Annotated in this window: 8 protein-coding genes and 1 pseudogene; 5 read left to right on the forward strand and 4 right to left on the reverse strand. The window is 41.6% G+C overall.

Annotation, left to right across the window (positions count from 1 at the left end; genetic code table 11):
• The first annotated feature begins 190 nt into the window (after window positions 1–190).
• The 4 genes and pseudogenes from K5J94_RS05420 (at window position 191) to K5J94_RS05435 (ending at window position 5,586) form a co-directional block, all read left to right on the forward strand.
• A pseudogene (locus K5J94_RS05420) lies at window positions 191–1,533 on the forward strand (APC family permease).
• A gap of 12 nt (window positions 1,534–1,545) precedes the next feature.
• The gene (gene hutH / locus K5J94_RS05425) at window positions 1,546–3,087 is read left to right on the forward strand and encodes a histidine ammonia-lyase (protein WP_159564247.1); all 1,542 of its coding nucleotides are present in this window, start codon (window positions 1,546–1,548) and stop codon (window positions 3,085–3,087) included.
• 219 nt (window positions 3,088–3,306) lie between these two features.
• Window positions 3,307–4,554 (forward strand): bifunctional folylpolyglutamate synthase/dihydrofolate synthase, encoded by a 1,248-nt coding sequence (locus K5J94_RS05430; protein WP_221912585.1) that lies wholly within the window; start codon window positions 3,307–3,309, stop codon window positions 4,552–4,554.
• 42 nt (window positions 4,555–4,596) lie between these two features.
• Window positions 4,597–5,586: an arginase family protein gene (locus K5J94_RS05435; protein ID WP_221912586.1), complete on the forward strand. Its 990-nt coding sequence runs from the start codon at window positions 4,597–4,599 to the stop codon at window positions 5,584–5,586.
• Window positions 5,587–5,799: 213 nt separating this feature from the next.
• Here the strand turns inward: K5J94_RS05435 and K5J94_RS05440 are convergent, their stop codons facing one another.
• Window positions 5,800–8,877, reverse strand: coding sequence for an AAA family ATPase (locus tag K5J94_RS05440; RefSeq protein WP_221912587.1), 3,078 nt, complete (start codon window positions 8,875–8,877; stop codon window positions 5,800–5,802).
• 348 nt (window positions 8,878–9,225) lie between these two features.
• Entirely contained in the window at window positions 9,226–10,716 is a 1,491-nt protein-coding gene (gene lysS / locus K5J94_RS05445) for a lysine--tRNA ligase (protein ID WP_221912588.1), read from the reverse strand.
• A gap of 167 nt (window positions 10,717–10,883) precedes the next feature.
• Here lysS and K5J94_RS05450 point away from each other — a divergent pair, with 167 nt between their 5' ends.
• Window positions 10,884–11,786, forward strand: coding sequence for an HAD family hydrolase (locus K5J94_RS05450; RefSeq protein ID WP_159549338.1), 903 nt, complete (start codon window positions 10,884–10,886; stop codon window positions 11,784–11,786).
• A 195-nt stretch (window positions 11,787–11,981) separates the two neighbouring features.
• On the opposite strand, the gene K5J94_RS05455 is transcribed toward K5J94_RS05450, so the two are convergent.
• A complete protein-coding gene (locus K5J94_RS05455; protein ID WP_159795526.1) occupies window positions 11,982–12,665 on the reverse strand; it encodes a hypothetical protein in 684 nt (227 codons plus the stop codon).
• A gap of 363 nt (window positions 12,666–13,028) precedes the next feature.
• Window positions 13,029–14,978, reverse strand: a complete 1,950-nt coding sequence (locus tag K5J94_RS09535; RefSeq protein ID WP_231700341.1) for a transglutaminase domain-containing protein — start codon at window positions 14,976–14,978, stop codon at window positions 13,029–13,031.
• Between the last annotated feature and the right edge of the window lie 262 nt (window positions 14,979–15,240).

Raw genomic sequence — 15,240 nt, forward strand, 5'->3', positions numbered from 1 at the left:
CTAGCAGCAGCTAAAAAGCAATAGTCTAAGAAGCTAGTCTCATTGTAATAAGTAAGGAAAGCAGGATTTAAAGCATCATTTCCTTTAATGGCAAAGGCAGCAGCAATTCATTTGCTTTTGGGGTAGGATTAGCATTTAACAATGGGATTTGGCTGGTGTGCTTATGGGCTCTTTAAGGAGGAGCATGATTATGGATTCACAAAAAAGACGTGTAGCTGAAAGCGAAGACGCTAAATTCAGCTTGGGTGGCGCGACGCTCTATGGCATAAATGCGGTCATTGGCTCAGGGATTTTTCTACTTCCCCAAAGCATTTATAAGGGATTAGGACCGGCTTCGATTGCAGTCATGGCCGGAACGGCCATCCTTACCATTATGCTTGCGGTTTGTTTTGCTGAGGTTGCTGGCTACTTTGGTAAAAATGGCGGAGCTTTTCAATATTCCAAGCGAGCCTTTGGCGATTTTATTGGTTTTAATGTTGGTATTTTAGGCTGGGCCGTCACCATTTTTGCTTGGGCGGCAATGGCTGCTGGTTTTGCTAAAATGTTCATTATTACTTTTCCGACATTGGAAGGCTGGAATGTCCCCTTGAGTATCGGTTAGTGATTTTGCTTTCTTTGATGAATATTGCTGGTTTAAAGACCTCAAAAATTTTAACGATTACAGCAACAATTGCTAAACTCATTCCGATTGTTGCCTTCTCAGCATGTACGCTTTTCTTTTTCAAAAATGGTCTTGGTAACTTTACCCCCTTTTTACAATTACAAGCTGGTGACCATCTATTTAGTGCGATTTCAGGTACAGCTGTTTATATTTTCTACGGTTTTATCGGTTTTGAAACACTTTCTATTGTTGCAGGAGAAATGCGAAATCCGCAAAAGAATGTCCCACGAGCCATTTTAACTTCAATCACAATTGTGTCCATTTTATACATGCTTATTATTGGTGGAACCATTGCTATGCTTGGGGGAGCCATCATGTCCACCAAGGCCCCAGTACAGGATGCCTTTGTCAAAATGATCGGTCCTGCTGGCGCTTGGCTCGTTTCAATTGGCGCCTTGATTTCTATCACCGGGCTTAATATGGGGGAGTCAATCATGGTTCCCCGCTACGGTGCTGCCATCGCAGATGAGGGCCTCCTACCTGCTTTTATTGCTAAGCAAAATAAAAATGCTGCTCCTACAGTGGCTATTGCCATTTCAAGCGGCATTGCAATTGTCTTATTGTTAACGGGGACCTTTGAAAAATTAGCCACGCTTAGTGTGGTCTTTCGCTTCTTCCAATATATTCCCACTGCACTAGCAGTTATCAAAATGCGGAAACTAGAACCAAAAGCCCAGCTTACTTTTCGCGTGCCCTTTGGTTCTGTCATCCCCATTGTCGCTGTTGTGATCAGTCTATTGATGATTATCGGTGATAATGTGATGAATGTGGTTTATGGTCTTATCGGGGTTGCTATCGCAAGTACGATTTATTTCTTTATGCATGGGCGTAAGGACTCTTCTCGGAAGGTCCGCCATCATGACGTTCAATAGGAGGAAAAGATTATGTCAGAAATGATTACTTTAGACGGCAAAAGTTTAACACTAGAAGATGTCATAGCAGTAGCACGTAAAGGCGTCCACTGTCAAATCGCTGAATCAGCTGTATGTGATGTTAAGGCTTCTCGAAAAATTGTTGATGACATCGTTAATGAAAAACGGATTGTGTATGGGGTGACGACTGGCTTTGGCTCCCTTTGTAATGTCAGTATCTCTCCTGAGGACACCGTTCAACTCCAAGAAAATTTAATTCGGACCCACTCGAGTGGTTTTGGTGACCCGCTGCCAGAAGATGCTGTTCGGGCAATTATGCTTATTCGGATTAATTCTTTAGTTAAGGGCTATTCTGGTATTCGTTTGTCAACCATTGAAAAACTTTTGGAATTATTGAATAAGGGTGTGCATCCTTATATTCCAGAAAAAGGCTCCCTAGGAGCTTCTGGTGACCTGGCTCCTTTAGCCCATATGGTTTTACCAATGCTTGGCTTAGGTCAGGCCTACTATCAAGGCGAATTACTGTCTGGTCAAGCAGCACTTGAGCGAGCAGGTATTCAAAAGATTGCCTTGGCTGCTAAAGAAGGTCTGGCTTTGATTAATGGAACCACTGTCTTGACAGCGATCGGTGCTTTGGCAACCTATGATGGCATTCAATTATTGAAACTCTCAGATATTGCTGGGGCCTTATCCTTAGAAGTTCACAATGGTATTTCTAGTCCCTTTGATGACGATTTGCATACCATTCGACCACAAAGTGGTCAACTAGCAACAGCTCATAATATTCGTCATTTGCTAGAAGGTTCAGGCAATACAACTGTAGCAAGTCAACAGCGGGTACAAGATCCCTATACGCTTCGCTGTATACCACAGATTCATGGTGCAAGCAAAGATTCGATTGCCTATGTGAAAAGCAAAGTCGAAATCGAAATCAATGCTGTTACGGACAATCCAATTATCTGTAAAGATGGCAAGGTCATCTCAGGTGGTAATTTCCACGGGGAACCAATGGCTCAACCTTTTGATTTTTTAGGCATCGCCCTCTCAGAAATTGGTAATGTCTCTGAGCGTCGTGTTGAGCGGCTTGTTAATAGCCAGCTCAGCCATTTACCATCCTTTTTAGTCAAACACCCAGGTTTAAATTCAGGCTTTATGATTACCCAATATGCCTGTGCTGCCCTGGCTTCTGAAAATAAAATTTTGGCGCATCCAGCTAGTGTGGACTCGATACCGTCTTGTGAAAATCAAGAGGACTTTGTCAGCATGGGAACCACGGCTGCTCGTAAGGCAGGCCAAATTTTGCAAAACGCTCGCCGGATAGTTGCTACTGAGATAATGGCTGCCTGTCAGGCTTTGGATTTGAAGCCTGAAAATCATAGATTAGGCAAGGGAACCCAGCCTGCTTATGATATGATTCGTAAAAATATCAACTTTATTGCCTTTGATAAGGATATTGAAATCTACGAAGAGTTGAATAAGGCCTCAAAGGTTGTTGAAAGTGAGGAATTTCTAGCAAGTGTGGAACAAGCTGTCCAACTATCCATTCAGTATTAGTTTTCAACTATTTTTAAGGGTTTGCAGCTAAACCAACAAGTAACCCCATCACCCCATTACTAAGTTTTCGTATTTTAAAAGAGTTTGTCAGCTTATCGGCAAACTCTTCTAGTATAGTTATCTTTTTGCTTTGCTGCTGTGGGATTGACAAGGACTAACCAAGTTTTTATAATGTAGGTGCAAGCTCAGCCCATACAGCATCAGATAAAAGGAGTAAACATGAATTACCAAGAGTCACTGGCTTGGATCCATAGCCGCCTTAAGCAAGGTGAAAAGCCAGGCCTAAAACGTGTTAAGTGGTTACTGGAACAATTTGATAACCCCGAGCGCCATCTAGCAGCTGTTCATGTAGTTGGCACCAATGGCAAAGGCTCGACTGTTTCCTACCTTCAGCACATTTTCACTGCAAGTGGCTATAAAGTCGGCACCTTTACGTCACCATATATTGTGGAATTTAGAGAACGCATTGCCATTGATGGCCAGATGATGACTGAGCAAGAATTAATTGATTTGGTTAGTCAGGTTAAGCCAGTCGTCGAACGCTTGGATCAGGCAAAGCTCTATGCTCCCGCGACAGAATTTGAAATCATCACGGTGATGATGTTTTTGTACTTTACTCATGTGCAGCCTGTGGCCATTGCCATTATTGAAGCAGGAGTCGGGGGAATGATGGATGCCACAAATGTCTTTCAGGCCTTGGCGGTTGTTTGCCCTTCTATCGGCTTAGATCATCAAGACCTCTTAGGTGAGAGCTATGTAGCAATTGCTAAGCAAAAAGCCGGCGTCTTAAAAAATGGTGAGCCACTAATCTTGGCAGCAGACCGCCCAGATGTTCTTTTCGCTTTTAGAGCCAGTTGTCAAGCAAGTCATAGTCCTCTCTATCTTTTAGGGAGCGAGTTTACAATAAATCTCCATGAGCAAGGTTTTGATTTTCATTACCAGGAGGTCACTTTAGATAATCTCCATTTAGCTATGCTAGGTCAACATCAAAAGCGCAATGCCAGCCTTGCTATTATGACAGCGTTATTATTGCAAAAAGACTTTCCTCAAGTCAGTTTGACGCATATTCGCCAGGGCTTGGCAAGTAGCCAATGGGTAGGCCGGACAGAATTTATGGGACCAAACCTTATGCTAGATGGTGCCCATAATATGGAAAGCATTGCTGCACTGGTGGCTTTACTAGAGCAACAGTTTGCAGGAAAAAAGATCCATATTTTGGTTGCGGCTATTAAGAATAAGCCGATTGAGCCTATGCTGGCTGCCCTAAGTCACCTTGGACAGGTTACTGTCACGAGTTTTGACTTTCCAAAGAGTTTACCCTTATCTGCTTATCCTCAATCTTATCACCAAGTAGCACAGTTTCAGACTTGGCTTGCAGAGATTGATCCTAGTAGTGAGCAAGATTTTTATGTGATTACAGGCTCTTTATACTTTATTTCGCAAGTACGGGCATATTTAACAAAATAGCAAGTAAAGCAACTGAACCAACTATTTAGAAAGGATTGACTGATGCTTGATCATTATTTTCCGATGACTGCTACCTATTATCAACGGGGCATTGACGATGATAATCTATACAATGCTAAATGGGGTATGGTTATCCAATTTCTTGATTTAAATAACCCTGATTTAGAACCACTTGAAGGCATTAACTTTGGCCTTATTGGTTTTAAGAGCGATAAAGGGGTCTATATTAACCATGGACGGGTCGGAGCAGTGGAAGGACCTGATGCTATTCGCAGTCAAATCGCTAAAATGCCCTGGCATCTCGGAAGGCATGTCACTGTCTTTGATTTGGGCAACATTGATGCGCCCAACCAATCTTTGGCAGAAATGCAGCTAAGCTTAGCCAAAGCCATCGAGCGGATGCGAGCGCTCAATATTCGTCCGATTGTCTTAGGCGGTGGTCACGGTACAGCCTATGGCCACTATCTAGGACTCAAAGCTTCCCTTCCTAAAAACCAGCCATTAGCTGTTATTAATATGGATGCCCATTTTGATTTACGCCCTTATGACCAAACCGGTCCTAATTCTGGCACGGGCTTTCGCCAAATGTTCGATGACAATGTGGCTCATCATGATATTTTTCCTTACTTAGTTTTAGGCATTCAAGAGCATAATAACAATCTATTTCTCTTTGACTTTGTTTCTAAGTCAAAAGGCATTTCCTTTTTAACGGGTCAAGATATGTATCAAATGGGCTACCAAAAAGTTTGTCAAATCGTTGATACTTTTTTAGAGAATCAAGCTTATGTGTATTTGACAATTGATATGGACTGCTTTGCTGTGGGCAGTGCCCCGGGTGTGAGTGCCATTCAGTCTTTGGGAGTAGATCCAAAACTGGCTTTAATGGTTTTACAGCATATTGTAGGCAGTGGCAAAGTCATTGGTTTTGATCTTGTTGAGGTCTCACCTCCACATGACATTGATCAGCACACAGCTAATTTGGCAGCCACCTATATTTTTTACCTGACACAAATCTTAGCCCAAATACATTAACATCGCTAAACAAGCTTAGGATTTTGTTATATCCCCAGAACGTTTTGGGACTTGCTGCTACGATAGGGGCAACACCAACGGTTTAGGACTTAGAATGATTCAAGTTACTGCTTTTTTTGGCCTAAACTTGACTTCTACCGACCCAAAGTTAAGTAAGAGCTAAACATGCTAGTGACTCTTACTTTTGCTGTTTCCTTTTAGGGGGGAGATGTCCTAGGCTTTTTTGGTGGTTTTGCTTGTTAATGCTTGCTTGCATTTTTCTAAGCGTTTGAGAAAATGGCAATCTCGATAAGGATTCAAGTGATTTTTTGCAATGTGGTAATAGGTACTAAAGTCATCAGTCAAACAGCTCACCAAAGTGTCACACGTGATGTGATTGGTCTCAAGTTTATACTTGGTTAAGGCTAAAACATAGTAAATCATTCCCTTGTCACGTGGATTAGAGTAAAGGGAGATAAGTTCGTCTTTTTTGGCAAAGAGCTCACTGACAGCACCATAATCTCCCTGCTCACATTTTAGTAAGGTTAAGTACACTTCTAATTGCGCTTCTTTCCATGGAAAGCGCAGAGTTTTGAGGGCCTCTTTTGATTGCATAAAAATGTCAGCGGCCTTTGAAAAATTGCCCTGATAAAAATAGGAAATACCAAGACCGATGTAAAATGAGATAATAGATGGCTCACTAAGCTTATTATGGGTTAGCTGGATTGCTTTGCGCTGATAAACGATTGCTTGCTCAAAGCAGCCACGCATTTGCTGGATCTCAGCCAGGTAATCCAGAGCCGCGGCAATTTGAATGGGGTATTTGGATTGAAGTGACGTAGTCAGGCTAAAACAATCAATAGAGGCATTCAGCTGCTGAATAGCTTGATCAAGCTTGCCAATAATCAGATGGTACAAACCACTGAGTCGCAGATTAAGTGCGATAGCTTCGTGATTATTGGCCTGAGCAGCAGCCTCCAAGGCCAATTCTGTATAATATTTCATCTCAGGAATATTTTCTACTTGGATGCAATAATAAATTAATTGCCTATAGCCTTCTAATAAGTAAGAGGTGTGATGCAAATCTGTGGCTACAGCAATGACTTTTTGAATATTAGCAATCCCCTTTTCATACTGGCCAATCCGAATGTGATAACAGCCTTCCAGATAGAGAAAACGTAGCTGTAAACCTTGAAAATCCTTGCTTTGTTCATAACGTTTTTCTAAGTCTTGCAATTGCTTTTGAAGGGCAGCAAGCTCTTGTTGAATAGAAGGGGTCCCTTGATCAGATTGGGGGTAGTGGTCCAAGATTTGTGAATAAATGGGAAATAACTCATGATGTAAATGCAAGCGAGCTTCGATAAAATCCAGCTGATAGCTCAAAGCTTTAATCGGCTGCTTAGCTTGCCGGTAATGATAAGCAATGTCTTCAAATGCTATTGATGGCTGAGCAAAAAAGCTGAGATTGCTTTCTAGGGCTTGGGCAATCTGCGCGTGCAGCATGCGCTTTTTAGCAAGAGATAATTTTTCATAGCAATAAATACCAAAGAGTCGCTGATGAAAGCAGACGGTGATATTATCGTGCAGACATTCTTCAATGATGAGATGGTGACGCGATAAGCTCTCTACTAGATTGATGGTTTCTTCTAAAGACAAAGTCAGTAGTTGCGCTAGCAATCCAATCGGGGCAGGCTTACGGCAACAGGCCAAATAGTGAAGAAGAGCTTCTTCATGGCTGTTGATAACATCTATTTTCAAGGCAAATTTAGCTTTAATTGCAGGCGTCAGGGGTGAAAAGTGCTTATCAGTGGCCAATTGCGCAGCATATTCAGTTAGAAAGAAGGGATTGCCCTCACTCAATTCATAAGCTTGGATGAAAGTATCTTGAGCTAAAGAAAGGTGATCTAATTTCTGATGAAGGTATTGCAGGCTTTCAGTTTGCGTCAATGGTTGTAGGGTAATAATATCAGCCTGTTTATGGTAGATTAGCTGATTGAGGAACTGCTCTAGGTGAGGCGTTGTGTTAAGATGCTTGGTCAAGACAAAGGCCACAGGATACTCACTGAGTTGTTGAATCATGGTGTGGAGTACGTAAATACTGTCTTGCTCCAGCCAGTGAATGTCTTCAATAAGCAGGACAAGAGGTTTTTGCTGAGCAATACGCTTACTAATAGTGACAATCACATGGGTAATAGCTTTGCAGTCCATTGGCTTAGATAAGGCTTTTGCTTGTTGAGTGAGGGTATCTAGCGGATACAAATCGAAGAAAAAGCTTTGCATAAGAGCCTGCCACTGATTGGTGGACATTAATTGATGTTGAATCGCCAAATCACCAAGGCCATCTAAAAGGTTTTCATAGAGGGTACGAGCTGTATCATCTGATTGATGGTCACACTCAGTAGTTACCATTTGGAAATGCTTGGTTTGATTGGCGAGAACTTGCCTGGTTACAGTTCGCTTACCAATACCCGTGCCCCCAACAAGTACAATGGTGTGCGCACGTTGACTATTGTAAACAGAATCAAAAAAGGCCTCTAGCTGTTTAATTTCCGTCACCCGACCAAAAAAGTGATTGGTATTACGTAAGAACTGTTTCACCTTACGCTGATTGCGATCTTTGGCAACCACCTCATCATAAATTTGCTGTGATGCGTCACTTGGGCTAATTCCTAGCTCTTTATCTAAGAGATTGACTAAGCGATAGTAGGTTTCAATTACTTTGCCATAACGGTGATGTTTTTGATAAAGTGACATTAATAATTGATAATTTTTTTCTTCAAATTCATCAATAGCCATTAACTGAAACAAAATAGCCTCAATCTCTTCTACCGATGCCGTCTCTATCATTTGGTCAAGCTTTTGATAGGAGGTTTTGATGTATAACTGTTCAAAATAAGTCCGCATTTTGCTGAGCCACAAATCAAACGTTTCATTTGATTTTAAATAAAACCCTTTAAGAAATTCACCCTGATAGAGGGATAGATTAGCAACGGGATCAGCTAGGAAAGGCCCCACATCACTAGAAATCGGCAAAGCGGGATTTAAGGTTAAGATAGAGCGACTCGGAGCAATTACATAGTCGGCACCCAAAATTTTATTGACCTGGTAAATGGTATTACGCAAATTTTTCTTTGCTGTTTGGTTGTCCTTATCCTCCCATAACATACCAGCAATTTCATCACGGTTGACAGACTCGTTGATGACAAGATAGTAGAGGAGGGCGTTAATTTTTGAAAAGGTGAAGAAGACTTCACGCTCTCCTTGGCAAATGGATGGTTGTCCAAATAAAGTAAGTCTTAAGTCAGCTACCATGTGAAAGCGCCTCCAATCCTTTGTTAACCTAACTATACTCTAAAACAAAGCAGAATGCAACTCAGCAGAGGATGTCCTTAACCTACTTACTGTACCGCTTTAGATTTCCATCTGGTCCAAAAGAAGGACTAGGTCAGATTAGGAGCTGATGGGATGGTACTTTAGGCTAGCAAATTCCTATGGCCAGGAATGTCAAGGGATGTCAAGTTAGTATTAGCGCAGGATATGTTAAATGAAGCTTATTCGCCTATTAGATGCTTCAAGAAATGCTCATGCAAGTATCGGGCAATTTTAAGCAAGAAGCTCTAAACGACAAACAGCTGGACCAGATGGTCCAGCTGTGCTATGTTATTTCATGGTTGGAAAGAGTAAAACATCACGGATTGTTGTGGTATCTGTTAATAGCATACAAAGGCGATCAATACCAATGCCTAGTCCGCCTGTTGGTGGCATACCATATTCCAAAGCTTCGATGTAGTCGTAATCAATACCGGTAGCTTCATCATCACCTAATTCTTTGGCCTTAGCCTGCGCTTCAAAGCGTGCCAACTGATCAATCGGATCATTCAATTCCGTAAAGGCATTTGCGTATTCTTTAGTCACAATGAAGAGCTCAAAACGGTCTGTGAAGCGGTCATCTTCGGCATTTTTCTTTGCCAGTGGTGAGACTTCTACGGGATGTCCAAAGACAAAGGTAGGTTGGATTAAAGTTTCTTCGACAAATTCTTCAAAGAAGGCATTAATAATGTGCCCCACACTTGTAAAGTGCTTTTCAAGTGGGACATGCTTTTCTTGGGCTAGGGCTTTAGCTTCCTCAAAAGTCATCCGTGGCCAGAAATCAATCCCGGTTACTTCCTTAATGGCATCAACAATGTGAACTCGCTTAAAGGGTTGATTAATCAGGATCTCTTGTCCTTGATATTGAATTGGCCCATCGCCTTTAACAGCTTTAGCGACATGCTGGATAATTCCTTCTGTTAAGTTCATAATGTCTTGGAAATCAGCATAGGCCTGATAAACTTCAATTGAGGTAAATTCAGGATTGTGGGTAGCATCCATGCCTTCATTGCGAAAAATTCGGCCAATTTCATAGACGCGTTCCATACCCCCTACAATCAAGCGTTTCAAGTGCAACTCTGTGGCAATGCGCAAGACCATATCCATATCCTGTGCATTATGATGGGTCATAAATGGCCGCGCAGCTGCCCCACCAGCTTCGTTGTGGAGAACGGGTGTTTCTACCTCTAAAAAGCCCTGCTCATCCAGGTAGCGGCGCATATCTGAAATCATTTTTGAACGGGTAACAAAACGCTCAAAGCTAGCGCGATTAGAAATGAGGTCTAAATGACGTTTACGGTAAATGGTTTCAATGTCTGAAAGTCCATGGAATTTTTCTGGTAAGGGACGAAGGGCTTTTGATAAATGGGTTAGCTTGGTTGCTTTGATGGATAATTCCCCCATATCTGTTCGCATAACTTCTCCCTCAACTCCCAAGAAGTCACCTAAATCAGCCTTTTTAAAGATGTCATAGTTGTCTTCACCAACGGCATCTTTGCGAACATAAATTTGGATTTGTCCATCGCGGTCTTGAATGTGGGCAAAGCCAACTTTTCCTTTGCCTCGTTTAGTCATTAGACGGCCGGCAATGACAGCTGTTTGATTCAGATCGTGTAACTCTTCTTTAGATTTGTCAGCAAATTGGTCTTTTAATTGAGCAGAATTGGCAGTACGTTCAAAACGTTTACCAAACGGATCAATTCCCTTTTCAGCCAGCGCTGCCATTTTTTCGCGTCGCACAAGTTGTTGATCGTTTAGTTCTTCGATGTGTTCGTTAGACATGTTTTCCTCCAATAGATATTCTTCCTTATTGTATCACAAAAGCCTTGAGAAAACACCATATTTCCACGTTTTTTAGGGGAATTGCAGAGCTTCTCAGCCGCTGTTTGAAAATGCTCCTAGAAAATAGTATAATAGTCAAAAAAAAGGAAGAAAAAGAAAAGAGAGCCATGATTACAGCTATTGTTTTTGATGTTGATGATACCATCTATGATCAGCAGGCACCTTATCGGATTGCTATGGAAAAATGCTTTCCTGATTTTAATATGGCATCCATCAATCAGGCCTATATTCGTTTTCGTCATTATTCCGATATTGGTTTTCCAAGAGTCATGGCTGGGGAGTGGACGACAGAGTATTTTCGCTTTTGGCGTTGCAAAGAAACCCTTTTAGAATTTGGCTATCAAGCTATTGATGAAGCTACAGGTGCCCATTTCCAAGACATTTATGAGCATGCCTTAGATAATATTACCATGCTAGATGAGATGCGGATGACGCTGGATTTTCTCAAATCTAAAAATGTACCCATGGGGATCATCACCAATGGCCCTACCGAACACCAATTAAAAAAGGTCAAAAAGCTCGGTCTTTATGATTATGTCGACCCTAAACGGGTCATTGTCAGTCAAGCTACCGGCTTTCAAAAACCTGAAAAAGAGATTTTCAACCTGGCAGCTGAGCAATTTGACATGAATCCTGCCACCACACTGTATGTCGGTGATTCCTATGATAATGATGTTATGGGTGCCCACAATGGCGGTTGGCATGCCATGTGGTTTAACCACCGTGGTCGTAGCTTAAAACCTGGGATTAAACCAGTGTACGATGTCGCTATTGATAACTTTGAGCAGCTCTATGGGGCAGTGAAAGTTCTCTTTGACCTACCCGACAATAAATTTATTTTTGATGTTAATGATCAAAAGAATCCTATCTTGACTTTAGGACTTAATAACGGCTTAATGATGGCCGCTGAACGCCTTTTAGAAAGCAATATGAGCATTGATAAGGTGGTTATTCTCTTACGCCTCAATAAAAAACAAGAAAAGGTCCTACGCATGAAATATGGACGCTAAAAAATAGACGCTATCCTGTCTTGAGGGAGAATCCCTAGATGAGAGGATAGCGTTTTTGGGTTCATTGTCAGTCACTACAGTTGACAGCGAACCTTTATACTTAAGTTTTCTAGATAATCTCGAACCTGGATTATCTAGAAAGTTCGAGGTTATTGCTTTTCTAAAGGACTAATTAAACAAAATTTACGTGAATGCTTAATAGTTTTTGAATTCGGCCTTGTAGCTAGGGTATGAAGCTGCTAAAGAGTCATTTTGTTTAATACCTGCGACAAATGGTAGTTTATCCCATTTGTCCTTGTAACCATCTTTTAACCTAGTGGTAAAAGTCCAAGTTCGTTTTTGGCCAAAATAGACACGTTCATTACGACCATAGGTATCAACCAGGACATAAGCAAAGCCTCCCTCATTACGAGTTTTGGTTAGCTTGTCTAATGAGTTACTCCATCCGGTGTAACCCGGAAATTTGTCCCATTCGCGGTTAAATTGGTCTTTTTGCGTCTTCCAATCATAACTCCATGGAGTGCTAGTGATGGTACGGGTTATCGTTAGCCCCCGCCATTCATCATCAACAAGTATTGAATCTGGTTTTTCAACGCCTTCTGGCAGAAAGACTGAAAAGTCAGGGTAAACCCAATTTTCTTTGGCTGAGTTAAAATATACTGTCCATTCGATACTGTTTTTGTCTTCAGATAATTTTTTAGTATAGTCAACATAGTTATCAACGTAGTAATTTCCCTGCCAGTAAAGATGCACTTTGCCGTACTCATCAATATTATCATGCGCACTTACATTTGTCGTTGATGAAATGAATAGGGCACTTAAAGTTGCAGCAGCTACAGCGAAGCCTATGAATTTTTTAGGTAAAACGGTGCGTCTCATAATATGTCTTTCCTTTTCATACTTTGAATAATTGTTAACAATTAGGTAAAAGGCAAGCTTGTTTTCTTAGTTAGTGGAAATCTTATCAAGTAACACCTTAATTATATTAGTTGACAAGAGCCACGTCAATATATTTTGTAATTTTAAATTAATTTAAATAAAATATTATGAACTTTTTGAGAATAAAATGGCTGTTTAAATAATATTTTGATGAAATAAAAATGAGCATAGTCGATTAAGGTAAGGCTTTTGGCTTGGTACAAGAGATAGAGTAAAAAAACACCTGCAAAAGCGACTTGCTAAATAGCAGTAGTCTTTTTGCAGGTGTCAAGTGGGTTGCGTTAGAAAGGCGTAGTGCTCTTCTTATGCCCTACCTAAAGTGGCTTCGCGACCAAAGACAAATCGATATTGTGGTCCTGTGTTGGAGTTGTTAGCAGAACGTCTTTGGCGAAGGTGAGTGGCTTGTGGTTGTCTTTGACTAGTGTAAGCAGATGGGCTTGTGCTCCGGTAGTTAGCCTGGACGGGCTGGCTATAGTTGGATATTCTGTAAGGATGCCTTCCGTTGTAGTAGGTTGGCCTTGGATAACCCTGATAATCCTCATCTGAAATCTGGTAATCTACATTCCACAGGTGGGTCTGCTTCATAAAGTTATTCCCGCGCAGAGTATAGGTATGGTTCTTGTTAGTTTGGTCAATAGTATCATTCCAGGTTAAATCAACATGGTAATACTTATCACCGACTTTGACAATGTTCCAGGCATGCAGACTGGACTTACCACCAGCAGGGTCGCCATAACCTTGGATATAGTAGACATCAAGTCCGGCTAGGCGTCCCATATCCTTAAAGAGTTGGGCATAGGCCTGGCAGACGGCTTCCTTATCCTTGAGGAAGGCATAGGGCGTTTGCACGGAAATACCTGTGACAGTATGCCCGCCAACCTTACCTACCGCATAGTGATAGTTGGTCATGATATAGTCTTGAATCTTATCTATTTTTTCTACTTCGGAATCAGAAGCATGAATATTTTTGTGGGTCCAATCCCTGAGATGCCTATCGTACTCCTGATACTGTGCATCGGTCATGTAGTAGTCTGGCATCAGGGTAATATTCAGATCATCACGATCATAGTAGAACTGTACTTGAAATTTAAAACCTGAAGTTACTCCGCGTGTATTGGGCATCACAGCCAGTTTTTCTTTGATAAAGCGAGAAATGGCTGCAGAGAGGTTAGTGTCTGCATATCGCTGCTCTGTTAGCCCTGTTAAATCCGAACGTTTTATGTGGAAAACAATCTCTTTGGCCCGTTGGTAATGGGCCAGGTCAGACTTTTCTTGCAGTGTTTTTAAATCGCTAATATTTGATAGATCTACTCGCCCATTTGTAGGGGCAGTAGCCTCATAACGGTTTGGCTTACTGTGGTCTAGGCCTTCATTGCGCATTTCATGCCACAGGGGAACATTTTCTGATTCTGATTCGGGCGCCTGACGTCTTTGACGTCGGGAGCGAGAGCTAGATGCGTGGTTGGAGTCAGGTCCAGAGCGGTAAGCTCTCGGTTCTGGCCTAGACGTAGCCTTGTCCCGCTCGATTTGGTTAATCTGAGCTTCAATTTCTGTTTGTTGGCTTTGTAAGTCGGCAAGTGTAGTTGTAAAAGGATAAGTACGTGATTGCTGGTTATTTAACCGACTATTTAGCCCTTGAATCAGATTGTTGGTAGTTTGAAGATTGCTGTTAAGTTCTATACTACCGTACTGAAGAGCTCGTCGTTCAGAATCGAGTTGGTCTAATCTGTTTAAAGTTTCTTGATTGCTAGTGATAAAGTCCTGGCTGGCTTGGTAGCTGGCTAGGCGATTGTTATAACCAGCTACCGTAGCTTTCAGGTTTTCAATTGCGTAATTACCCCCGACAACAGGGTTTTCTCTAACGAGTACTTGAAAGCGATTGTAAAGCTCCTGCCATTTTTGGATCAGACTACGTAATTCTGAATCACTAGCTTGCCTGGTCGCGTCATAGCTTGCTTTTAACTGCTTGTAGGTGGCAATCAACTGATTATGTTCAGTCTCTAGCTGACGGTATTCTTCTTGGTAGTAAGTATAGAAATTATTACTATCTCTATAGTCTTGCCGATTCTCCCTTCTATAATCATATGGCCTAGCATCATAGTTTCTAGGAGGATAGTGGTAGTAGGAGTTAGTGTAGCTATCTCCTTGACGACTGGGATAAGTGTAAGTATCTTCTGCCTGAACAGATAAGCTTGTTAGGCTCAACAGGCCTGCTATCAAAGCAAGATAGGATCCTATGGTTTTTCTTTTCAAGTAAAAATCTCCTTATGGCACAATGATTGCTCTTAAAGACAACGACGTGATTAGGTTTTATCAAAAAATTAATCGTTAACTCATTTAATTATAATAAAACTTATTAAAAAAACAAGAGAGCCCCAGCAGCCGGATCACTCATTTCAATCCAGGCTGATTTTTGGGTGGCCTAGTCAGGTGAAGCTCTCTTGTGCCTATAGTAAACCTCTAAATGTTGGGTCTGCTTTCTTTTTCTAAGTGTGCCACATCTAGCCTAATAGAA

It is taken from the genome of Streptococcus halichoeri, assembly GCF_019774635.1.
GTDB lineage: Bacteria > Bacillota > Bacilli > Lactobacillales > Streptococcaceae > Streptococcus > Streptococcus halichoeri.